This is a genomic window from Gemmatimonadales bacterium (assembly GCA_035502185.1).
In the GTDB taxonomy this organism is placed as follows: domain Bacteria; phylum Gemmatimonadota; class Gemmatimonadetes; order Gemmatimonadales; family JACORV01; genus Fen-1245.
Map to the genome: position 1 here is coordinate 15,976 of DATJUT010000111.1, position 21,250 is coordinate 37,225.

A 21,250-nucleotide genomic window follows, 5' to 3' on the forward strand; every position below is an offset into this window, starting at 1 on the left:
GCGGTCAGGGCAGGCGCAGGCCGGGGATCCCGCCGGTGAGGCTCCGCAGCTTCTGCTGGAGCTGCGCCTCGACCGCGTTCAGCTGGCCCTGGTCGTCGGTGAGGCTCTTGAGGGGTCCGGTGTCGAGCGCCGCCAGTTTGCTCTTCGCCGCGCCCACCTGCTGGGACACCAGGCTGTCCACCCTCGCCTTCACCTGTGCCTCCGCCTTGCTCAGCTCGGCCGACACCGCCTGGCGCAGCGCGGTCGCGACCTGGCCGCCGACGTTGGAGGACACGTCCACGCTCGGGGAGGCGAGCCGCCCCGAGAGGGACGCCTCGACCTCCACGTTCTTGAGCGACGACACCGCGTGCCACACCAGGGCGTCGAGCCAGGCGCGGCTGCCGAGCGCCGGCGTCCCGCCGCTCGCGGCCGCCGTGTCGCCCAGCCGGGTCCAGCCCACGCTGTCCGAGCGCACCAGCCAGCGGCCGCGCAGGCTGTCGCCCGTGCGCGCCAGTGCGAGATTGACCGCGCCCGTCCTGAGATCCATCCGTGCGCTGGCGGCCGCCAGATCGAAGGCCGGCAGCCGGACGCCGGCGAGATCGGCGGAGACCACGTCGTGCGGGACCGCACCGGTGTGATCCAGCGAGCCGGAGACCTCGATGCGCTGCGGGCCGGAGACGGCGCCGCTGCGGCCCGCCAGGAAGGTGAGCGGCTTGCCGTAGACCGCGGGCTCGGTCGTCACGCCGGTGACGCGCCCCAGGTACTGGCCCGCCATCGTCGTGCCGCCGCCCAGCTCGAAGCTCCCCTCGGCGAACTCGACCAGGAACGACGGGTAGCGGTGCAGCATCGGGAACACGAAGGTCGTGCCGGCCATCCGGACCCGCCTGGGGCCCGCCTTCTTCTGCGGTGCCGCGCCGGTCGGCAGGTGCCGGTCCGCGAGTCGCGTCCACAGCAGCGTGGGCACGAGACGCTCGAGGGCGGCCGGTCCGAACAGGGCGGCGGAGATGTCCTTGGGATCGAGCGACGGCACCTGCACGAGCCGGCGCGCGTAGGCGTAGTCGTCGGCCCGCGCCCGGTCGAGCGCGGTCACCTGCTGCCGCAGCGAATCCACCTGCGCCGTCGCGTCGCGCTGCAGCGCCGTGAGCCGGTCGCGGGAGGCCTTCACCGCGCCGAGCGTCGTGCGCACCGACGTCGCCGCGTCCCGGGCGCCCGCGAGGCCCAGGCGCCGGAGGTCCGTGCTCCCCAGCCGCGCGATCAGCGCCTTGGCGGAGTCCACCACCGGCCGCGGATCCGCCGCGGCGACCCGTCGCCCCAGCGAGCCCTGGAGCGAATCGCCCCTGGCCGCGATGGCCCGCGCCTGCGCGATCGTGTGCAGGCTCTCGGGGCTCACCCCGGCGACGTTGACCGCCTTGCCGAGGCCCTGCAGGTCGAGCGAGGGCAGCTTCACGTGGTGCGCCCAGTCGTCGACCTCGGACTGGACCGCCGCTCCGCCGCCCGGCGCCGCGGCGGCCTTCTTGGCCGGCAGCGCCCCCGACACCGTCCGCGCGGTGCCGAACCTCAGCCCGCGCACGGCCACCGTCTCGGCCACGAACTTCTTCTCGAGCAGGGCCCGGAGGTGGATGTCCAGGTTCAGCTCGTCCACCTCGAACAGGTTCTTCATCGGCTCGCGCGGGTTGGTCACGGCGAGGCCACGGAGCACGAGGGAGGCCTGGAACAGGTGGAGCCGCGCCGACTTCAGCTCGACCCTGGCGCCGACCGCCGCCGTCCCGCCGGCCTCGATGCCGAGCCGGATCAGGCGATCCACGAACAGCGTCCAGCACAGAACCACGAGCAGGACGAACAACCCGAGCGGGATCACCGCCTTCCAGCGGAAGATCCTCACAGCTTCCACCCGGTGAGCGACTTGTAGGTCGAGTACCACCCCGACGCGGTCACCGCCTGGAAGAGGCGCATGCTCCGCAGCCGCTCGTAGACGCGCTCCCGGTACTTCGCCACCGCCCAGCGCGCCAGGAAGAACAGCGGGAGGAACAGCACCACCCAGACCACGAAGCTGCCGAGGACCACCGAGTTGTTGAAGTTGGTGAAGGGCACCACCGGGAGGTTGTAGAGCGCCGTCCACAGGCCCCGCAGCGCCGGCGCGCCCAGCAGCGCGGAGCCCACGGCGTCGAACACCGGGTCGAGGGCGAAGCCCACGGGCACCGCCAGCGTCCAGCCGAGAAAGACGCCCGGCAACGAGAGGTTGAAGATGAGCGCGCACCCGAACAGCACGAGGTTGTGCAGGTTCATCAGGGGCGTGAGGCCGAACACCGCGCCGAGCGCGATCCCGGCGGCCACCTGTCCCGGCGTGCCGTCGGAGTTGAGGGCCTTGACGAGCTGCTGGATCAGCTTGAGGAACAGCACCGGGCGACGTTACGGGCCCGGAGCACCGCTGTCAATCCGCCGGGAACCCGGCCGATGCCATCCCGGTATTACTCTCCGCCAGCCATCCCATCGGTCCAGCAGCCGGAGACCTGCCGTGCTCATACGCCGGGCGCCAGACATTCGATCCTCGGAAATCACGCCGGAGCGCGCGTACTTCGGCCGGCGCGCGTTCCTCGCAGCCGCGGGCTTCGTGGCGCTGGATGCCGCGCTGCCCGCCGTCGGACTCGCGCGCACCAGCCGCGCCCGCGCCGACGACAAGCCCAACTCGTACCAGGACATCACCCACTACAACAACTTCTACGAGTTCGGCACCGGCAAGGAGGATCCGGCGGCGAACGCCGGCGGCCTCAGGACCCGGCCGTGGAAGGTGGACGTCTCGGGCGAGATCGCGAAGCCCGGCCAGTACGACCTCGACGACCTGCTCCGCGGACAGACGATCGAGGAGCGGATCTACCGCCATCGCTGCGTCGAGGCGTGGTCCATGGTGATCCCGTGGAACGGGTTCCCCCTGCGGAACCTGATCGAGCGGTTCCGCCCCACCTCGCGCGCCAAGTTCGTGGAGTTCACCACCCTCCTCGACGCCAGCCAGATGCCGGGCCAGCGCAGCGACGTCCTGCCGTGGCCGTACGTCGAGGGCCTGCGCATGGACGAGGCGATGCACCCGCTGACGCTGGTGGTGACCGGGCTCTACGGCCGCCCGCTGCCCAACCAGAACGGCGCGCCGCTCCGCATCCACGTGCCGTGGAAGTACGGCTTCAAGAGCGCCAAGTCGCTGGTGCGGATCCGGTTCGTCGAGACGCAGCCGCTGAACACCTGGAACGTGGCCGTGCCCAACGAGTACGGCTTCTACGCCAACGTGAACCCCGACGTGGACCATCCGCGCTGGAGCCAGGCCCGCGAGCGGCGCATCGGCGAGTTCTTCCGCCGCCCCACGCTCATGTTCAACGGGTACGGCGACCAGGTGGCGTCCCTGTACGCCGGGATGGATCTGCGGCGGTTCTTCTGAGGACCGCGTGACCCCGCGCGCCGCCCGGCGGGCCGTCAAGGCCGCGCTGTTCGTGGCGTGCCTCGTCCCGCTCGCCGTCCTGCTCGCGGACGCCCTCGGCGGCCGGCTCGGCGCCGAGCCGATCCGCGCCACGGAGCTGCGTCTCGGCATCTGGGGCCTGACCCTGCTGGTGGCGACCCTGTCCATCACGCCGCTGCGCCGCCTGACCGGCTGGAACGTGCTCGGCGGCTACCGCCGGATGCTCGGGCTGTTCGCCTTCACTTACATCTGCCTGCACTTCCTGACCTGGTTCGGCGTGGACCAGTTCTTCGCCATCAAGTACATCGGGCAGGACCTCGCCAAGCGGCCCTACATCACCGTCGGGTTCGCGAGCTTCCTCCTGATGATCCCGCTGGCCTTCACGTCGAGCGCCGCGATGGTCCGGCGGCTCGGCAAGCGCTGGAAGACGCTGCACAGCCTGGTCTACCTGGCGGCGCTGGGGGGGATCGTGCACTTCGTGTGGGAGGTGAAGGCCGACCACACCGTGCCGACCCGCTACGCGGTGGTCCTGGTGGCGCTGCTGGCGCTGCGCTTCGTGCCGGCCCGGAGCCGCCGGGCCGCGCCGCCCCGCGACGTGGGCGCGGCCCCGCGCGTCGAAGCCACGCCGGCCGCCTGACCGCGGCGCCCAACCGCGCCGACGCCTAGAAGCAGAAGCAGCTCGAGCTGCCGCTCCCGCTCGCGCCGAACCTCGGGTTCACCACGTTGTTGAAGATCGAGCCGAAGGTGTAGGTGATCGAGTAGTACACGTAGTAGGTGTACTGCGTCGCCAGCTGCCGCTGGCGCGCCACGATCTCGAGGGAGGTCGCACCAGCCGCCGGCAGGTACAGCTGATCGTGCACCGCGCTGTAGTTGCCGGACGCGCCCACGGACAAGCCGCGCACCAGCTGCACCGTGAACCCGCCGTAGAGCCCCGCGTCGTACTTGCTGAGGTCGCTCAGGTACTGGGTGCCGTTGAGCGAGAGCGACACCGTACCCCACTTCTCGCGCAGCGAGAGGGCTGCCGTGAGGGCGTGATTCGGCATCGTCTGGGCGGTCTTCCCGTAGAGGGTGAGCTGGTCGTACGCGTCGCGCTCGAGGTTGACCGCGTACAGGAACCGCAGCTGCCGGCGGGTGGACTGCTCGTACGGGAACAGATCGTACTCCACCGCCGGGCCCACGACGAAGTTGTAGTCGCGGTTGTAATAGGTCGACGACAGGGCGCTCGCCTGCGCGCCGGCCGACCAGTGCCTGCCGAGGCTGCGGACCAGCGTGCCCGAGAAGGTGAAGGTGTGGGTCGGGCTCACGAACCAGTAGAGGTTGCCGAGGCTGTCCGGCACCTGGTACGCGTTCCGCGTCCAGCTCCCGTACACGCTCAGCAGCGTCTTCCAGGACTCCGTGATCCGGTTCGCCGACAGTTGCGCCGAGTAGTAGCTGTATCGGTCCGAAGCGTCTCCATTCGCGTTCGCCGAGGTGCCCACGCTGAACACCCAGTAGTTCCACGGGTCGTGCGGGTGCTGCGCGGGTCCCGCACCGGGAGGCAGGCCGGCGCGCCGCACCTCCAGCTCGTCCGCCAGCGGCGTCTGCGCGGCGTAGCGCACCAGGCCGAGCGACATGGCGTGCGCCAGCCCCCGGCGCACCGCGTCGTCCGTCTCCGCCGGGCGGGACACGTAGCGCAGCGTGTCGGCTCGGCCTTCGAACTCCTTCTGGCCGATGAAGGTCAGCGTGTACTCCGTGCCTCCCGCGGCCGTGCCCTGGGTGCTGACGAGAATGTCCACCTGGGCATCGTGGCGGTCGCGCACCCAGTTGACGAAGGTGATCTCGGTCCGGAAGAAGTCGAAGTCGCACATGCTGCAGTCCAGGTAGACGTGCAGCGCTTCGGTGGTGGCGCGCTGGGGCGGCGGAGGCGGCAGGGGCTCCTGGGGAGCGAGCAGCGCGGCGGCGAGCAGCAGGTGCAGCATGGGTCCGGGCCCGGTTGCGGTGGGCTCCAATGATGCGTCCGGGCGTCACGCGGGCGTTAGGCGGCTCCCGCGCGCCATTGCCTAGTGCTGCTCGGGGGTATCGGCGCCGGGGCCTACAGCGCGTGGCCGCCCGCGACCTGGATGACCTGGCCCGTGATCCACGCCGCCTGCTCCGACGCGAGGAAGACCACGGCGGCCGCGACGTCCTCCGGCTTGCCGATGCGGCGCAGCGGGATCGTGGGCAGGATCTCGCGCTCGAGCGCGGGCGTGATGTAGCCGGTCTGCACCGGGCCCGGGGCCACGGCGTTGACCGTGATGCCCGACGGCCCGAGCTCCATGGCGAGGCTGCGGGTGAAGGCCTCCAGCGCCGCCTTGCTCGCCCCGTAGGCGATCTCCCCCGCGAACGCGCGGGCCCAGTCGGTGCTGACGTTGATCACCCGCCCGCCCCTTCCGCGGCGCACGTCGAAGCGGCGCGCGAACTCCGCCACGAGCAGCACCGGGGCCCGGGTGTTGACCGCGAAGTGGCGGTCGATCGTCTCGGCGGTGATCGAGCCGATCGTGTCCGGCGTCTCGCAGTGGGCGGCGTTGTTGACCAGGATCTCGACCGAGCCGAGATCGGCGGTGACCCGGTCGAACAGCGCGGGGATCGCCGCCGGCACCATCAGGTCGGCGGCGAACGCCGCCGCGCGGCCGCCGGCGTCCGCGATCCGGCGCACCAGCGCGTCGGCGGCCGGCCGGCCCGGCGCGTCGTGCTCGTACTTCACCCGCGGCGGCGGCGCCGGCGCGGAGCCGAGATAGTGGACGGCCACCGCGGCGCCCTGGCTCGCGAAGGCGAGCGCGGTCGCCGCGCCGATGCCCGAGTTTGCGCCGGTGATCAGGACGATGCGTTCGGCGAGACCGGTGTTCATCATCGCCGCACCTGCTGGACCGAGTTCCGGGGGGACGCCGCCGCGGGCCCACGGCCCGCATCCCGGCGGCGGCTCTAGACGAAGACGTGGCGGTCGAGCCACTCCACGAACAGGCGGTCCACCTCGACGGGATCCTGGCCCACCCGGTGCGGCATGACCGCCCAGCGCTTGCCCGCGCCCATCATGTACCAGGTCGGCTCGGTGGCCGGCAGATCCCGGGCCGGGTTCCCCGGCGCACCGTCGTACGACACGAAGTGGAACCCGCGCCCGCGGTGGGTGATGCGGTGCTGCTCGACCTTGTAGCCACTCATGGGTGCAATCTACGCGCGCCGCCGTGGTCACGCGCCTGCGACCTCCGGACGCCGGGGGCCACGCGCGGCCCGCTCACTTCCCGCGCCGGTGGTAGCGGCGCAGTCGCGACGCCGGCGGCGGCGCGGCGGCCGGCGGGCCGGCAGGCGCGGGCGGCTTCGGGCCGGAGGGCGCGGCCGGCCGGCCGGGGCCTGCCGCCCTGCCGAGCACGCGGCTGCGCGCCACCGCCCGCTGGGCGCGGTGCGCCGCCAGCCGCTCGGCCAGCGGCACCTCCAGCCGCTCGGTCGGCTTGCGGCTGTAATCGAAGCCGGGCAGCGTCACCCGCGGCAGCCGCCGGCCGACCGCCCGCTCGATCGCCGCCAGCTCGGCCTCCTCGTCCGGCGACACGAACGTGAAGGCGTCGCCGGTGGTCTCCGCCCGCGCTGTCCGGCCCACCCGGTGGATGTAGTCGTCGGGCGAGTTGGGGACGTCGAAGTTCACCACGTGGCCCAGCGCCTCCACGTCGATGCCGCGGGCCACGATGTCGGTCGCGACCAGCAGCTTCACCTTCCCGCTCTTGAAGCCCGCCAGCGCTTCGGTGCGCTGGTTCTGGCTGCGGTTCCCGTGGATCTTCGCGTTGGTGAGGCCGTGCTTCGTGAGGAACTCCGAGAGCCGGTTGGCGCGGTGCTTGGTGCGGGTGAACACGATGGCGTCGTGCACGACTCCCTGCTTCACCAGCTCGACGATCAGGGCCGACTTCAGCTCGCGGGCCACGGGGTACACCGCCTGCGTGATGCCGACCGCGGGCGCCGCCTTCCGCTCGAGGTTGAGCGTCACCGGGTGGCGCAGCAGCTCGCCGGCCAGCCGCACGATCTCCGGGGGCAGCGTGGCGCTGAAGAACAGCGTCTGGCGCCGGGTCGGGATGTGGCGCAGCACCTTGCGGATGTCCGGCAGGAAGCCCATGTCGAGCATCCGGTCCGCCTCGTCGATCACCAGGTACTCGAGCCGCTCGAGCTTCGCGTACGGCCGCGAGAAATGGTCCAGCAGCCGGCCCGGCGTGGCGATGATCACGTCCACCCCGCTCCGGAACGCGTGCTCCTGCGGCTCCATCCCGACCCCGCCGAACACGGCCGCGCCGGTCACCGGCGTGTGCACCGCCAGCTCCTCGAGGTGCTCGTGGATCTGCGCCGCCAGCTCGCGCGTCGGAGCCAGCACCAGCGCGCGCGTCACCCCTCGAGGCTTGAGGCGCAGGTGCTGGAGAATGGGCAGCAGGAACGCGGCGGTCTTGCCGCTCCCCGTCATCGCGCAGGCCAGGACGTCCTTCCCCTCCATCGCCGGGGGGATCGCCTGCGCCTGGATCGGGGTAGGACGGGTGAAGCCGAGCTCGCGAATCGCCCTGAGCAGCGTCGCGTCGAGGCCGAAACCGGTGAAAGCCATGGACCAAGGTAGACGGGCGAGCCGGCCGGCGCCAACGCGCCGCGGCGCTCGCGCGTAGTCCAGCACCCTCAATCTGAAGGCAGGCCGATGGTCAGAACCGCTCCCGCGGCGTTCGCGCTGCTCGCCCTGATCGCTCCCGCGCCACGGCGGGCTGCCCGGCCGGCCCCCGCCCGGGCCGGCGCCCCGTTCCGCCTCGTGCTCGCCCCCTCCGGCAACGAGGCCCGCTGGCGCGTGCGCGAGCGGCTGGCCTCGTTCGACTTCCCCAACGACGCCATCGGCACGACGCGCGACATCGGCGGCGCGATCGTCGTCGGGGCCGACGGCAAGCCGGTCGCGAAGGACTCGAAGATCACGGTGAACCTGACCACGCTGAAGAGCGACCGCGACATGCGCGACCGCTACGTCCAGCACCGCACCCTGGAGACCGACCGGTTTCCGACCGCGACGCTGGTGCCCACCGACTTTCTCCGCATGCGCTCGCCGATGCCGGACACCGGCAGCTTCACGTTCGAGCTGGTGGGAGACCTGACGGTGCACGGCGTGACCAAGCCGACCACGTGGCTGGTGACCGCCGTGGCGAAGGACGGCGGCTTTGCGGGCACCGCGCAGACGCGGGTGACGTTCGAGGACTTCGGCATGACCCAGCCCCGCGTGCCGATCCTGCTCAGCATCGAGGACGAGATCAACCTGGAGTTTCAGTTCAACTTCGTGCGCGATCCGGCCTTCGCCGGGTAGCGGCCGGACATCGAGGGAGCGCACGGCGCCCGCCGCGCGCTCGCCTCCCCGGGCCTAGAACTCCAGCTCGATGCCGATCCGGGCCGTGCGCGCCGGGCCGTGGAACGCCCAGGTGCCGTACATGCTGTCGTACCAGGCGGTGAGGGCGCGGCTGATCTCGTTGGTGTCGTAGAACTCGTCGCCGTTGCCCCAGCGGGCCTCCACGCGCCGGAGCGCGATGCAGTCCACCGCGCCCCGCGTGCCGCCGAAGCCCTGCGGGTACTTCGAGCAGTCGCTCAGGTCCACCCCGTAGAGCGTCTGCGCGACGCCGTTCACCGTCACCGGCTTCTGCACCCACAGCGCCCCCGCGTCCTGCATCAGGCCGTTCACCTGCGGCGCGACGACCACCGCGCGGAACAGCGGGTTCACGTCTTGGCCCGTCTCCGCGAACAGCCCCACCAGGTTGTCGAGGTCGAGCAGGTTGCGCGCCTCCGCGTAGACCGACAGGCGCCGGCCGCGCACCTCGACCGCCTTCGCCACCCTGAGGTCGAGCGCCTTGGTCCAGGGCAGGTTGGCGCTGAACAGCTCGCCCTGCGGGTTCCCCGCGAACGTATTGTAGGGCGCCACGACGCCCGAGCCCTGGTTCTGGAGCGGCGTGTATGGATCGCCGCTGGCGAGGCGGCCGGTGATCGCGGCGCTCAGGCCCCGGGCTGCCGAGCCGACGGCCGACCGCGGCCGCCAGCCGTCAGGGACGCGCAGCACCAGGGTCCCCGCGATCACGTGATTGGTCGGATCCACGACGTCCTCGCCGGGCGCCAGGTTCTCGATCACCAGGTGGAGGCGCTCGATCGAATAGGACAGTTGGCCGCTCACCGGGCGTCCGGCTCCCCACTCGAGCACCAGCTCGCCCCCGGTGGCCCGCGTGCCCAGCTTCGGCACCAGCAGGACCAGCGACTCGTTCGGCTGATTCGGCGGGCCGACGACGTACGGATCGTAGACCGACTCGCCCGCGAAGTCGTAGGGCGTCACGTTCGACTTGGTGTAGGCCGAGATGTCCACCGACAGCCCCGTCCGGATCGTGTGGTGGATCCCTCCCTCGATCAGGGTGGACGTCACGTAGCTGACGTCGCGGCCGAACGAGGTTGCACCCGCGGCGCCGGCCAGGTCCGTGTTGACGTTCGCGAACAGCATCGCGTACGGCGGCACTTCCACCTGCTGGCTCACCCCGATGCGCGCGAAGGTGTGCTCCGCCGCCCGGAATCCGATCCGGACCCTCGGCGTCACGAAGGTCTGCGTCCGCCCCGGGTCGAAGGTCCGTGATAGGCGCGCGGCATACGAGGTGTCGCCCTGACTCCAGACCGGGTTGGAGTAGATCCGGCCCGGGTACTTCGGGAAGTCGGAGCCGGTGACGTACCGGTCTGCGCGCGCGCCCACGTCGAGCACGAACGGCCCGTCGTCCAGCGTCGCCTCCCCGAACAGGCCGGTCCGGCTCGGGTGGGCGAGGAATCCGTCGAACGCGAGGCCGGTGACGATCGCCGCGTCGTAGAACGAGAGGTCGGTGCGCGAGTAATCGGCGCCCGCCGCGACCAGCAGCGCGGGCGTCGCCCGCCACTCGGCGCCCAGCCGGCCGGTGACCCGCGACTCCGACGCGACCGTGGCCTCGCCGCCGAACCCGCTCGTCGGCCAGCCCCCCATCACCCCGTAGGGGTTGAGGCGGAACTGCTGGGAGGGCGCCAGGTCGGTGCGCCCGTAGAACGGCGGCCGGAAGGTGCCGTTCCGCATCTGCCGGACGACGTCGTCGGTCAGCGGAAGCGGCAGCCCCTCGAGTCCGGCGAAGCGCAGCGGCGAGAATTCGATCCCCATCGCGGGATCCGTCGTCGCCGCCTCGGACGCGACGTCCAGCGGCCCTCCCTGCGCGCCGTCCCATCCGAACGCGAGGTTGCCGAGCAGCGTCAGCGAGCCGCCCAGCGGCCGCAAGCGGTGGCTCCAGTTGAGCACGGCGAGCAGCGAGTGCGCCCGGGTGCCGGTGTACAGCGCGTTGTCCGCGAGCGCCGCGCCCGGCGGGTCCCGCTGCTGGAGGTCGCTCGCCAGACCCGACAGGCTCACGCTCGACCCGTCGCCGTAGGTGTACAGCAGCTTCGCCTGCGCCCGACGGCTCGTGGTCCAGTCGAGGCTCTGCCGCAGGCCCTGGCAGGCCAGCCCGTAGTTGCCGTGGATCTGCTGCGCCGTGGCACTGTTCGCGCTGCCCAGTTGACCGCAGCGTCCACTTGCCTGCGCGAACCGCGGCAGCACCGCGGTCCCGCTGTCGACGCCACCCGGGCTCGAGGGGTTGTCGAACGTGTATGGCATGACGGTGTCCACGCCCGCGAGCGCGAACGTCGGCACCGAGTCGGCCCCGCGGCCGCGGTACTGTGACGACTGGCCAAGCAGCGCGCCAGAGACGAACCACGTCAGGTGGGCCACCGGCGGCACCGGACCGCCCGCGAAGGCGTCGAAGTGGTTGAACCCCACGGTCGCGTTCCGGGAAAACGGCCCGTCGGTTCCGGCCGCGAGGCCCGCCTCGAAGTGCGGCCCCCCGGCCCGCGTCACGTAGGCGGCCGTGGCGCCGCGCGCCTCGGCGACGGAGGCGCCCGGCGCGCCCGTGACCACGGACGCCTCGTAGAGGCCGCCCGCTGGCAGCGCCAGCAGCGACGTCCCGAACGTCTCGAACCGCGCCGGTGCCCCGTCCACGAACACCGCCGTCTGGTCCGCCGGGCTGCCCCGGATCTCGAGCGACGGATACGCGGCGATCCCCAGCTCGGTGCCGCGCTCCTCGACGCCCGGCATCAGCGCCAGGCCCTGCCGGGAATCGTCGATCGGGAGCGCGGCGAGCTGCGCTCCGCTGCGGCGCGCGCTCGTGGCCAGCCCGCCCTCGGCTTCGGCCCGCGCATCCACTTCCCCGCGCTCCCCGAGTCGAACGTCCACGGTGACCGTCGCGTCGCCCGCGACGCGCACGGCCGTGACCTCGCCCGTTTGTTCCCCGGCCGGGCTCCGCTCGGCCCGCACGACGTACGTGCCCGCCGGCACGTGGTCCAACGCGAACCGGCCGCCGACGTCGGTGACCGTCGTGAACGCCGAGCCCTCGAGGGACACGCGGACGCCGGCCGCGGGGCCGAGCGAATCGATCACCGTGCCCCGGATGCCTCCGAGCACGCTCTGGGCCGAAACCGGCTTGGACGGAACGAGGGCGCCGCAACAGGCGGCGGCGAGGAGAAGGGCCAGTTGGCGGATCACGCGGCAGGTGCGCATCGGGCGAGCACCTCCAGGGCTCGCTCCAACATAGCGCCGGAGGCGTTAGGCGACCGTCACTTGCCGACCGCGGACCTCGGCTGCCCTACTCCGCCATCACCGAGAAACGCGCACGGAGTTCGGCGGAGACGTGCTTGGGGCGCCCGGTCACTCGGTCGATCGGGCACCACAGGGTGCGGGCCCTCGCGATCACCTTCCGGTCGTCGGCCCGCACGATCTCCGTGTGGCGCTCGAACTGCTGGCCGGCCGCCAACCCCACCCAGGTCTCGGCGACCAGGGTCTCACCCAGCCGGGCGGGCCGCTTGTAGTCGATCTCGTGCCGCACCACCACCCAGGCACACTCGGCCTGCTGCTCGGGCGTCGCGAGCGCGCGCCAGTGCGCGACCGCCGCGTCCTGGATCCAGCGGACGTAGGTCACGTTGTTGACGTGGCCGAGCACGTCGATGTCGCCGGCCTGGACCTCGATGGGCAGCGCGAAGCGCGCCTTGGGGTCGATGCTCACCGCCGTCGCCGCTCCCTCGCCTGGGCCCCGCAATGGACACGGGCCCGCACCGGGAGGCAAGGTCCGGCGCGGTCGCGGCCTGCGGACCCCGCCGCGCCGCCGTTCACCCCGGGCAGCGCGCCGCCGGTGGGCACCATGGGCCGGGGCCTCGTTGGCGCGGGCCGCGGCGCGCCGGTAATATTGGCCGCTTCCCGTTCCCGTCTTTCGCCAGAGGACCCCATGCCGCGTCGTTTCTCATCGTTCGCCGCCGCGCTGGCCGCCGTGGCCGCGCTCCTCGCCGTGCCGGCCCGCGCGCAGCAGCCCGCGCGCCAGCTCACCACGGCGGACTACGCCCGGGCCGAGCAGTTCCTCGGCTACAACGCCGCCCCGCTCGTCCTCGGAGCGACCGTGCGGCCGGCGTGGCTCGCCGGCGACCGGTTCTGGTACCGCAACACGATCCCCGAGGGCGCGGAGTTCGTCCTGGTGGATCCGGCGCGGAAGACCCGCGCGCGGGCCTTCGACCACGCCCGCCTCGCCGCGGCCCTCTCGCGCGCCGCCGACACCGCGTACGACGCGACCCACCTGCCCTTCATGCGGTTCGAGTTCACCGCGGACGGCAAGAGCATCACGTTCGAGGTGCGCAATCGCGTGTTCACCTGCGCGCTGGCGGGCGACACCTGCACCGCCGCGCGGCGGCCCGAGAGCGCGGTGCCCGCGAACTCGGTGGTCTCGCCCGACAGCTCGAAGGCGGCCTTCATCCGCGACTGGAACCTGTGGGTGAAGGACCTGGCCAGCGGCCGCGAGACGCAGCTCACCACCGACGGAGTGAAGGACTTCGGCTACGCGACCGACAACGCCGGCTGGATCCACAGCGACCGGCCGATCCTGCTGTGGTCCCCGGACTCGAAGAAGATCGCCACCTTCCAGCAGGACGAGCGCGGCGTGGGCGACATGTACCTGGTCGAGACCCGCGTCGGTCACCCCGTGCTCCAGGCGTGGCACTACCCGCTGCCCGGCGACAGCGTGATCACCACGATCCAGCGCGTCGTCGTGGACCTCGCGGGACCGAAGGTCGTCCGGCTCCAGATGCCGGCCGACCAGCACCGCTCCACGCTCTGCGACCACGTGGCCTGCGGTTTCGGTCCGGGCGGCGCCTGGGCCGACGTGTACTGGAGCCCGGACGCGTCGCGGCTGGCGTTCGTGTCCACGTCGCGCGACCACCGCGACGAGAAGGTCCGGGTGGCGGACGCCGCGACCGGCCAGGTCCGCGAGGTGTTCGCGGAGCAGGTCAAGGACTTCTTCGAGTCGGGCTTCAACCACGTGAACTGGCAGCCGCTGTGGGCCACGGGCGAGGTGCTGTGGTACTCCGAGCGGAGCGACTGGGGCCACCTGTACCTCTACGACCTGGCCACCGGCCGGCTGAAGGCGCAGATCGACAGCGGCGCCTGGAAGGTGCTCCAGGTCCTCCGGGTGGACGAGGCCAGCCGCACCATCTGGTTCACCGCGGCGGGCCGCGAGCCGGGCGACCCGTACTTCCGTCGCCTCTACTCGGAGCGGATGGACGGCACGCATCTCCAGCTGCTGACGCCCGAGGACGCGGACCACGACGTCACGCTCGCGCCCGACGGCCGCTGGTTCGTGGACACCTGGTCGAAGCCCGACGTGCCGCCGACGGTCGTGCTGCGCGACGCCGCCGGGAGGCTCGTGCTCACCCTCCAGGTCGCGGACGTCTCGCGCCTCGTGGCGATCGGGTGGCGGCCGCCGATCCCCTTCACCGTGAAGGCGCGCGACGGCAGGACCGACCTCTACGGGCTGATGTACCGCCCGACGAGCTTCGACTCGACCCGCCGTTACCCGATCGTCAACAACGTGTACCCGGGCCCGCAGACGGGGAGCGTGGGGACGCGCAGCTTCGTGGCGGCGCGCGGCGACTGCCAGGCCCTGGCCGAGCTGGGGTTCGTCGTCGTGCAGCTCGACGCGATGGGCACGCCGATGCGCTCGCACTCGTTCATGGCCGCCTACTACGGGGACATGGGCGACAACGGCCTGCCGGACCAGGTCGCCGGGATGCAGCAGCTGGCGCGGCGCTACCCGTGGATCGACCTCGACCGCGCCGGGATCTACGGCCACTCGGGCGGCGGGTTCGCGGCCGCCGACGCCATGTTCCGCTACCCGGACTTCTTCAAGGTCGGGGTCTCCGAGGCCGGCAATCACGACAACCGGGAGTACGAGGACGACTGGGGCGAGAAGTGGCAGGGCCTGCTGACGACGGGGCCGAACGGCACGACCGACTACGACAACCAGGCCAACCAGCTGCAGGCGGGGAACCTCAAGGGCAGGCTGCTGCTGGCGCACGGCACCACCGACGACAACGTGCCGCCGTACAACACGCTGCTGGTGGTGGACGCGCTGATCAAGGCGAACAAGGACTTCGACCTGCTGCTGCTGCCCAACCGGCGCCACGGCTTCGGGGCCGAGCCGTACATGGTGCGGCGGCGGTGGGACTACTTCGTGCGGAATCTCCTGGGAGCCGAGCCGCCGGCGGGGTACGAGCTACGGCCGCCCCGACGGTGAGAGGTGACTATCGTGAGAGGTGAGCATTGTGAGAGGTGAGAAGTGAAAGTGAGAAGTGAGAGGCGTGAGTGAGCGGTGAGAGGCGGTGAAGCGTGAGAGGTCGGGTCGCGGCCTCTCACGCCTCTCGCTTCTCACCTCTCACGCCTCACTTGAACCTCTCACCTCTCACGTCCTTGCCTCTCACCAGTATCTCGCCATCAGCTCCGATGCCCAGGACGGCTGCTTCACCGGCGTTCTCGGCAGGAACTCCTTGAACACCGGCTTGATGTCTACGACCAGCGTCCCGTCCACCGCGTCGAGCCCGATCACCTCGAGCACCTTCCCCTCCCGCTTCCCGATCTCGACGATCGTGCTGCCGAGCCGGTTGGGGCGGTCCTTGCCCCGCTGGGCGAAGATCCCGACCCGCGGCCATGCGAGGTTGCCGCGCGGGTGCCGCGCGCCCCGGACCACCGCCGACTCCGGAACCCGGTCGAACACGAAGATGATCTCGGCGTGCGAGAAGGCTTCGATGCCGTCCAGGGAGTCGGCCTCGAAACCCTCGGCCAGCTCCACGCGGGCCTTCACGGTGCCCCACGCGTCGTCGGTGAGATCCCGACGGGGGCTGCGGACGTAGGCTACTGGGGTGAGGGGCACCGGGGGCATGGGGGCTCAAGTGTGAGAGGTGAGGGGTGATCCTGCAGTCCCGCTCGACGATTCGACGCCGCGAACGAACTCCACCCGGAGCTCCACCCATCCATCCACTTGATAGTACTCCACCTGAAGCTCGTGCCGGCCGCCGGCGAGGAGCGTGTGGTCCACCACCGACTCGTGCGGTGCCCAGTCGTCCAGCGCGAGCTTGCCGTCCACCCACACCCGCACCGCGTCGTCGCTGATGGTGCGCAGGGTGTACGCGCCCCGCGGCAGCGTCACCGTCGACGTCGCCTCCAGCGCAAAGCGCTCCTGCGGCAGCGACTCGATCTGCGGGCGGTACCACTCGAAGTCGAGGCGCGGCGCCCGGCGCTCGAGCAAGGGCTTCCCCGCGAGCAGCGCTGCGAATGCGTCCGGCCTGGCGCGCGGGTCGCTGCCGTCGCTCCAGGCGAAGAACCGCATCGTCCAGTCCTGCGCCGGCTCGAAGCGACCGAACGAGAACCGGTACGGCACGCCCGCCGCCCGCGGCGTCCCGCGCGGCGAGACCGTGGCCGCTCCGCGATACTCCAGCACCACCTCCCAGTCGGCGCCCGGCTCCCGTGCCGGCGTCACGGCGATCGTGTCGCCGATCCGTCCCGCCGTCCGGGAGAGCACCGCCACGCCGCGCCGGGCCACCACCCGCCACCGCCCCGGCGGACCCAGCGTCACGAGCCGGAGCGGCACCTCGCGGGTGCTGTCCGCGGGCCACAGCTTGGGCGAGCGCCAGTCGTACGCTCCCCACGCGTCCACCACGATCGCGGAGCGGTCGCGCGCGGCCAGCGGCGAGGCGGGCACCGTCGAGTCCCCGGGCGCCGCCGTGGGTGCGAGGCCCGCATGCTCGGCGCGGAGCCGGGGCACACCGCTGTCCGTCGTCTCCTCCAGCGCCGCGGCATCCTCGGACGACTGGACGCCGTCCGTGCCGCTCAACACCGTCGCGCTGTCCACGCTCCACCACCGGTTCCACGCCACCACCAGGCCCCGGGTCTGGCGCGCGCGCAGCCCCACCCGCAGCCGACGGAACAGGTTGTTCGAGATGCGGTAGTCGCGGCTCCGCACGTCCCGGTGCTTCGGATAGCCCCAGCTCGTGTCCGTCACCGAATCGGCCCACAGGCTCACGCCCGTCGTGCCGTCCGCGATCCGGTTCCACGCGATGGTGTCGTCCTGCCCGTGCTCGATGGCGACGCCGATCCGGTTCCCCGAGAGGTCGTTGCCGACGATCGTGGATCCGTGGCTGTACCCGCCCCACACGCCGTACTCGCTCCCGTTCGACCGGTTGGCGATGAACGCGTTCCGGGCGAACGTGGCCTCGATCCCGTTCGCGGCGGCCCAGCTGAAGTCGTTCCCGAAAAACAGGTTGTCGTTCGCGCCGCCCTCGCCGCCGTCCATCGTGCTCTGGCCGGCCCACAGGAACACGCCGTCGCCCCCGTGGGTGACGGAGTTCCAGGCCACGACGTTGTGCGAGCTCTGCTCGTACATCAGCAGGCCCGCCGAATCCTGCCCGCGGCGGTAGAACCTGTGGCTGTAGCCACGCATGTCGAAGTCGATCCGGTTGTGCACGACGCGGTTCCAGCTCGCGCGATACAGCGCGATCCCGGTCCCGGAGTTGAACGAGAAGTCGTCGTCCACGATCTCCAGGCTGTCCGTGCGCACCAGCATCAGCCCGTTCGCGCCCTGCACCGCGTGGCACCCCCGCACCGAGCCGCCCCGCACGTCCGCCAGGTAGAACGCGGCGCCCCACCGCAGCCACTCGTCGTGCTCGTTGTGGTGGTACGACTGCCAGTCCACCAGGCTCTCGTGCTCCACCAGGCTGAACAGCCGCGGCTTCCAGCCATAGCTCGCGTCCACGTCCTCCAGCGCGAGGTCCCGCGTCCCGCGCGCCAGGATCCCGACCCGGTAGCCGCGAATGGTCGCGTGCCGGAGCCGTACGTGGCGCCCGCCCTCCACCCGGATGGCCACGCCCTGCGCGAGGTCCGGGTCCGCCTCCGGCGCCAGGCCCTCCAGCCGCGCGCCGGCGAAGTCCACGGTGACGTCGTCACCCCGGATCGTCACCAGCGCCGAATCGAGCGAGGCGGGCGCGGCCAGACGGTAAGTCCCGGGCGCGATGCGCACCGACTGCGTGATCACGAGTCCGGGACGGAGCACGACGGTGGGCGGTGGGCGCTGCGCGGCGGCACCGGACGGACCGGCGGCCGCCGCCACGGCGAGCGCCGCCGCCGCGAGCCCGGATCGGGTCACGGCGCACTCCCGCCGTGCCGCTCCCGCCACAGGCGGCTCGCCAGGCTGAGGCTCCGCGCCACCGAGATCAGCGATCCCACGACGAACACGACGCCGCACACCGCCGCGTACTGACCCCGCGGCAGCATCACGCGCAGCGCGAGCGCGAGCACCAGGGTCACCACGCCGAGCAGGGTGAGATCACGCCCGGCCTGCGCGTTCGCCTCGTACCAGATGTGCTCGTCGGCGAACGTGGCCCGCACCCGCACCCCGTACCAGCGGTTCGGCGGCACGCGGCGGTCGGCGAGCGGAAGCCCCACCGCGATGGACAGGATCGCGATGACGACGAAGACGTCCTCAGGCCGCACGGCACGGCTCCCACGGCCCGACCGCCATGGCTCAGTAGTACCGGATCAGGTAGTAGACCACGTAGATCCAGCCCAGGATCCCGTGCAGGATCACCCACAGGATGGACTTGTTCGCCGTCCAGGAAATCGTGATCGCCAGCGCCGTGCCGAAGCCGATGCCGACCTTGGCCGCGTCGCGCGACCGGGATGACGTCGCACGCATCTTGGTCCCCTGCCGTTTGGGTTCAGTCGCCTACCCGCCGGCGCCCATCCACAGCTCGACCTGCGCGATCTCGGCGCGCGTCGCTTGCTCGGCGCGCTCGATGTCGCGCAGCAGCGCGGCCTGCCCGGCACCGGCCGAACGGTCGCGCTCCAGGTCGCGGCGCACCGCCGCCTGGCGCGCGAGGTCCCGCAGCAACCGCTCGCGCAGCTCCCGCGCCGCCCCCCGCTCCAGCGGCGCCCGCCGGCGCAGCTCCGCTCGCCGTCGCTCCTCGAGCACCGCGCGCGGCCGGCCGAGCGCCAACTCGGCGATCGCCACCGCGGCGGCGCCGGCACCGATGACCGCCACCGCGCCGAGCAGAAAGACCGGGACCGTCACCATCGGGCGACCCTCCGCGCCGCATCGCACCGCGGCCGCGCCTGCCCGGATCTCACACGGCCGGACCGCCGCCGCGGGCCCCGTGGCGCCGCAGGTGCTGCACCAGCAGCGCCACGACCGCCAGGTTCAGGACCAGCACCGCCGCGCGCGGCAGCGTCGCGTGGCGCACCAGCTGGAACACCTCGGGCGGCACGAGCAGCGTGGTGGCGATCACCGTCAGGTACTGCGCCCACCGCCTGCCCAGCCACAGGCCGACGCCCTCCGTGAGGAACAGCGCGGCGAACAGGAACGCGCCGATGGCGATGGCCTCCAGCCGGCGGGGGTGCACGCCGCCGAGCCAGGAGACGAGCCGGACCACGATGCGGTGCACGCGGGTCGCGCCGAGATCCGAGGCCCAGCTGCCCAGCACGATCGCCATTCTCGGCTGGAGCAGCTTGAGGGCGCCCAGGCCGGCGGCCACCAGCAGCGCGGCCTTGACGAACTTGTAGTAGGCGATCGCGCGCAGCACGCGGGCCCGGTCCGCCCCCGCCCCCGTGCTCCCGGCGTCGGCCGGCGCTGGCGTCACGGCGCGGACACGCGGGAGCGCGCGCGCCGGCGGCCCCACAGCAGCAGCGCCAGCACGGCCCCGACGCCCGCTCCCGAGACCGCCCCCGTCGCCAGGGACGTCCGGGCCCACACCACCGGCGCCAGCGCGCCCGTCACCGTGAGCGCCAGCGCCCAGACCAGCAGCAGCCGTCCGTGCCACGGATGCCGCGACGCCCAGGCCACCAGCACCAGCACCGCCACGACGCCGTACCCGATCTCCGTGGCCGTCGCCGCCCACTGGCCGGCCGTGTGCGCTTCGCGCAGCAACGGCAGTCCACCCGTGAGGCCGAGGTAGGCCGTGACGAGCAGCAGCAGCACCAGCAGGGCGTCGAGCAGGGCGGACACGAGTCTCATCGGGGCTCCAGTGCCCACGCGGGTTCCGGATCCGCGTCAGGGGTTCCGCGCGTGGTTCGGAGGGAAGCTAAGACGTGTCGCCGTTCAGTGCGCCTGGCGCGCGTACGTGCCCATGAGGGTCGTCTCCGTCAGGACGTGGCCGTGCATCGCGCGGTCCACCTCCTGCCGGGAGGCGCCGGCCGCGAGCGAAAGGGCCGCGTTCAGCGCGTACAACCGGAAGTAGTAGTGGTGAGCGCGGCCAGGCGGCGGGCACGGTCCGCCATACCCGACCCGGTGGAAGTCGTTCCGCCCCTGGAGCGCGCCACCCAGCGCCGGCAGCCGCTCGTTCCCGGGGACGCCCTCCGGCAGCGCCGCGAGCGTGCCGGGGAGATTGAACAGCACCCAGTGCACCCAGGTGCCGGCCGGAGCGTCGGGATCGTCCACGATCAGCGCGAACGCGACCGTGCCCGCCGGCGCGCCGCTCCACGCCAGCGCCGGCGACAGGTTCGCGCCGTCGCAGCCGTGCCGGGCGGGGATGGCGCCGCCTCCCGTGAAGGCGCCGCTCGTCAGCACCAGCGCCATGATCACCTCCGCGATCGTCGTCACGTCAGGGCCTCAGCCGCCAGCGGCCGCCCGCAGGGACTGCCCTGCCGAGCGGCCGCGGTCGGCCTCAGGAGCCTGCAGGATGCGCGCTCCCTCAGGCGGCGGACTTGTCCCAGAACCAGATCAGCAGGCCCGCGGCGATCGCGACGATCGCCATGATGGTGCTGAGCCCCGAGAACGTGAAGTTGGTCAGGACCAGCAGCCCGTGCACGATGAGCCAGATGGCCAGCAGGACCATGCCGATGTTCTTGTTCATCTTCATGGCGAGGCTCTCCTTCTCGACAAGGGTTCACGCAAGCCGGCCGGACCGGGCGTGGTCACGCGGCCATCCAGCCTGACGCGCCCCACCGGGTGCGCCCTCCGCCCGCCGCCGGGGTCAGATATGCACCGCGGCCGGGGCGCCCGCCAGAGCGCACCCGCCCCCGCCGCAGGGGACCCGCATTCACCGCACCCGCGGCGCCGCCCGCGGCCGCGCTTACTTCGGAGCGCCGGGCAACGGCAGGCCCACGCTCGCCACGATCCGCAGCGCCTCGTCGCGCGTGAATCCGTGGTGCTGCAGCGCATCCAGGTAGTTCCGGTCGAACGTGGCGAGCTGCTCCGCGGTCTCCGGGCGCGCCAGGACGGCCAGGGTTCCCTGCAGCATCGCGGCCATCATCCGGGAGAACAGCGGCACGACGGTCTGGAGCTCCGCCGGCATCGCGGCCAGCGCGGAGTCGTTGCGGGGCGGCGCCGGCGGCGGGTTCTGGGCCGTGGCGGCTCCCGCCGCCAGGGCTGCGAGGCACAGGACCGTCAGCGAAACTCGAAGGATGGAGCAGCGCATGAGTTACCTCCT

At 72.2% G+C, this 21,250-nt stretch carries 22 protein-coding genes; 4 read left to right on the plus strand and 18 right to left on the minus strand.

What is annotated here, in order from left to right:
• Positions 1–4: 4 nt before the first annotated feature.
• Both VMF70_14760 and VMF70_14765 read right to left on the minus strand, forming a co-directional pair.
• Entirely contained in the window at positions 5–1,861 is a 1,857-nt protein-coding gene (locus VMF70_14760; protein ID HTT69283.1) for a hypothetical protein, read from the minus strand.
• Entirely contained in the window at positions 1,858–2,379 is a 522-nt protein-coding gene (locus VMF70_14765) for a TIGR03546 family protein (GenBank protein ID HTT69284.1), read from the minus strand. Before VMF70_14765 ends, VMF70_14760 begins: the two co-directional genes overlap by 4 nt.
• A 115-nt stretch (positions 2,380–2,494) precedes the next feature.
• Here VMF70_14765 and msrP point away from each other — a divergent pair, with 115 nt between their 5' ends.
• Positions 2,495–3,406: a protein-methionine-sulfoxide reductase catalytic subunit MsrP gene (msrP, locus tag VMF70_14770; GenBank protein ID HTT69285.1), complete on the plus strand. Its 912-nt coding sequence runs from the start codon at positions 2,495–2,497 to the stop codon at positions 3,404–3,406.
• A 7-nt stretch (positions 3,407–3,413) separates the two neighbouring features.
• Positions 3,414–4,061 carry a protein-methionine-sulfoxide reductase heme-binding subunit MsrQ gene (locus tag VMF70_14775; GenBank protein ID HTT69286.1) on the plus strand — a complete coding sequence of 216 codons (648 nt, stop codon included), beginning with the start codon at positions 3,414–3,416 and terminating at the stop codon, positions 4,059–4,061.
• Positions 4,062–4,086: 25 nt separating this feature from the next.
• Here VMF70_14775 and VMF70_14780 read toward each other — a convergent pair whose 3' ends face one another.
• From VMF70_14780 to VMF70_14795, 4 genes are all read right to left on the minus strand, one after another.
• Positions 4,087–5,382 (minus strand): hypothetical protein, encoded by a 1,296-nt coding sequence (locus VMF70_14780; protein ID HTT69287.1) that lies wholly within the window; start codon positions 5,380–5,382, stop codon positions 4,087–4,089.
• Between the two features lie 113 nt (positions 5,383–5,495).
• A complete protein-coding gene (locus VMF70_14785) occupies positions 5,496–6,290 on the minus strand; it encodes an SDR family oxidoreductase (protein ID HTT69288.1) in 795 nt (264 codons plus the stop codon).
• A gap of 74 nt (positions 6,291–6,364) precedes the next feature.
• Positions 6,365–6,601: a hypothetical protein gene (locus VMF70_14790; GenBank protein ID HTT69289.1), complete on the minus strand. Its 237-nt coding sequence runs from the start codon at positions 6,599–6,601 to the stop codon at positions 6,365–6,367.
• Positions 6,602–6,674: 73 nt separating this feature from the next.
• Positions 6,675–8,015: a DEAD/DEAH box helicase gene (locus VMF70_14795; protein HTT69290.1), complete on the minus strand. Its 1,341-nt coding sequence runs from the start codon at positions 8,013–8,015 to the stop codon at positions 6,675–6,677.
• An 87-nt stretch (positions 8,016–8,102) separates the two neighbouring features.
• On the opposite strand from VMF70_14795, the gene VMF70_14800 reads away from it, so the two are divergent.
• On the plus strand, positions 8,103–8,750 hold the full coding sequence (locus VMF70_14800) for a YceI family protein (protein ID HTT69291.1): 648 nt from the start codon (positions 8,103–8,105) through the stop codon (positions 8,748–8,750).
• Positions 8,751–8,804: 54 nt separating this feature from the next.
• On the opposite strand, the gene VMF70_14805 is transcribed toward VMF70_14800, so the two are convergent.
• Positions 8,805–12,017, minus strand: coding sequence for a carboxypeptidase-like regulatory domain-containing protein (locus tag VMF70_14805; protein ID HTT69292.1), 3,213 nt, complete (start codon positions 12,015–12,017; stop codon positions 8,805–8,807).
• 85 nt (positions 12,018–12,102) lie between these two features.
• On the minus strand, positions 12,103–12,519 hold the full coding sequence (locus VMF70_14810; GenBank protein ID HTT69293.1) for a thioesterase family protein: 417 nt from the start codon (positions 12,517–12,519) through the stop codon (positions 12,103–12,105).
• A gap of 219 nt (positions 12,520–12,738) precedes the next feature.
• Between VMF70_14810 and VMF70_14815 the strand changes: the two genes are divergently transcribed.
• Entirely contained in the window at positions 12,739–15,072 is a 2,334-nt protein-coding gene (locus VMF70_14815) for a DPP IV N-terminal domain-containing protein (GenBank protein HTT69294.1), read from the plus strand.
• 180 nt (positions 15,073–15,252) lie between these two features.
• On the opposite strand, the gene VMF70_14820 is transcribed toward VMF70_14815, so the two are convergent.
• The 10 genes from VMF70_14820 to VMF70_14865 form a co-directional block, all read right to left on the minus strand.
• Entirely contained in the window at positions 15,253–15,714 is a 462-nt protein-coding gene (locus VMF70_14820) for an SAM-dependent methyltransferase (protein ID HTT69295.1), read from the minus strand.
• 6 nt (positions 15,715–15,720) lie between these two features.
• Positions 15,721–17,973 (minus strand): right-handed parallel beta-helix repeat-containing protein, encoded by a 2,253-nt coding sequence (locus VMF70_14825; GenBank protein HTT69296.1) that lies wholly within the window; start codon positions 17,971–17,973, stop codon positions 15,721–15,723.
• On the minus strand, positions 17,970–18,320 hold the full coding sequence (locus VMF70_14830) for an SdpI family protein (protein ID HTT69297.1): 351 nt from the start codon (positions 18,318–18,320) through the stop codon (positions 17,970–17,972). The genes VMF70_14825 and VMF70_14830 overlap by 4 nt, the downstream gene beginning before the upstream one ends.
• A 31-nt stretch (positions 18,321–18,351) precedes the next feature.
• On the minus strand, positions 18,352–18,522 hold the full coding sequence (locus VMF70_14835; protein ID HTT69298.1) for a hypothetical protein: 171 nt from the start codon (positions 18,520–18,522) through the stop codon (positions 18,352–18,354).
• Positions 18,523–18,552: 30 nt separating this feature from the next.
• Positions 18,553–18,900, minus strand: coding sequence for a hypothetical protein (locus VMF70_14840; GenBank protein HTT69299.1), 348 nt, complete (start codon positions 18,898–18,900; stop codon positions 18,553–18,555).
• A 49-nt stretch (positions 18,901–18,949) separates the two neighbouring features.
• Entirely contained in the window at positions 18,950–19,462 is a 513-nt protein-coding gene (locus VMF70_14845; GenBank protein HTT69300.1) for a DUF2127 domain-containing protein, read from the minus strand.
• Positions 19,459–19,836 (minus strand): hypothetical protein, encoded by a 378-nt coding sequence (locus VMF70_14850; protein ID HTT69301.1) that lies wholly within the window; start codon positions 19,834–19,836, stop codon positions 19,459–19,461. Before VMF70_14850 ends, VMF70_14845 begins: the two co-directional genes overlap by 4 nt.
• An 84-nt stretch (positions 19,837–19,920) precedes the next feature.
• Entirely contained in the window at positions 19,921–20,421 is a 501-nt protein-coding gene (locus tag VMF70_14855; GenBank protein HTT69302.1) for a YbhB/YbcL family Raf kinase inhibitor-like protein, read from the minus strand.
• Positions 20,422–20,512: 91 nt separating this feature from the next.
• On the minus strand, positions 20,513–20,680 hold the full coding sequence (locus tag VMF70_14860) for a hypothetical protein (GenBank protein HTT69303.1): 168 nt from the start codon (positions 20,678–20,680) through the stop codon (positions 20,513–20,515).
• Between the two features lie 213 nt (positions 20,681–20,893).
• Positions 20,894–21,238 carry a hypothetical protein gene (locus VMF70_14865; protein HTT69304.1) on the minus strand — a complete coding sequence of 115 codons (345 nt, stop codon included), beginning with the start codon at positions 21,236–21,238 and terminating at the stop codon, positions 20,894–20,896.
• Positions 21,239–21,250 lie beyond the last annotated feature (12 nt).

Bases quoted from the DNA above. Each gene is read 5' to 3' on its own strand.
- VMF70_14780 (HTT69287.1), bottom strand. From the start codon at position 5,382: ATGCTGCACCTGCTGCTCGCCGCCGCGCTGCTCGCTCCCCAGGAGCCC.
- VMF70_14785 (HTT69288.1), bottom strand. From the start codon at position 6,290: ATGAACACCGGTCTCGCCGAACGCATCGTCCTGATCACCGGCGCAAAC.
- VMF70_14790 (HTT69289.1), bottom strand. From the start codon at position 6,601: ATGAGTGGCTACAAGGTCGAGCAGCACCGCATCACCCACCGCGGGCGC.
- VMF70_14795 (HTT69290.1), bottom strand. From the start codon at position 8,015: ATGGCTTTCACCGGTTTCGGCCTCGACGCGACGCTGCTCAGGGCGATT.
- VMF70_14800 (HTT69291.1), top strand. From the start codon at position 8,103: ATGGTCAGAACCGCTCCCGCGGCGTTCGCGCTGCTCGCCCTGATCGCT.
- VMF70_14805 (HTT69292.1), bottom strand. From the start codon at position 12,017: ATGCGCACCTGCCGCGTGATCCGCCAACTGGCCCTTCTCCTCGCCGCC.
- VMF70_14815 (HTT69294.1), top strand. From the start codon at position 12,739: ATGCCGCGTCGTTTCTCATCGTTCGCCGCCGCGCTGGCCGCCGTGGCC.
- VMF70_14820 (HTT69295.1), bottom strand. From the start codon at position 15,714: ATGCCCCCGGTGCCCCTCACCCCAGTAGCCTACGTCCGCAGCCCCCGT.
- VMF70_14835 (HTT69298.1), bottom strand. From the start codon at position 18,522: ATGCGTGCGACGTCATCCCGGTCGCGCGACGCGGCCAAGGTCGGCATC.
- VMF70_14840 (HTT69299.1), bottom strand. From the start codon at position 18,900: ATGGTGACGGTCCCGGTCTTTCTGCTCGGCGCGGTGGCGGTCATCGGT.
- VMF70_14850 (HTT69301.1), bottom strand. From the start codon at position 19,836: ATGAGACTCGTGTCCGCCCTGCTCGACGCCCTGCTGGTGCTGCTGCTG.
- VMF70_14860 (HTT69303.1), bottom strand. From the start codon at position 20,680: ATGAAGATGAACAAGAACATCGGCATGGTCCTGCTGGCCATCTGGCTC.
- VMF70_14865 (HTT69304.1), bottom strand. From the start codon at position 21,238: ATGCGCTGCTCCATCCTTCGAGTTTCGCTGACGGTCCTGTGCCTCGCA.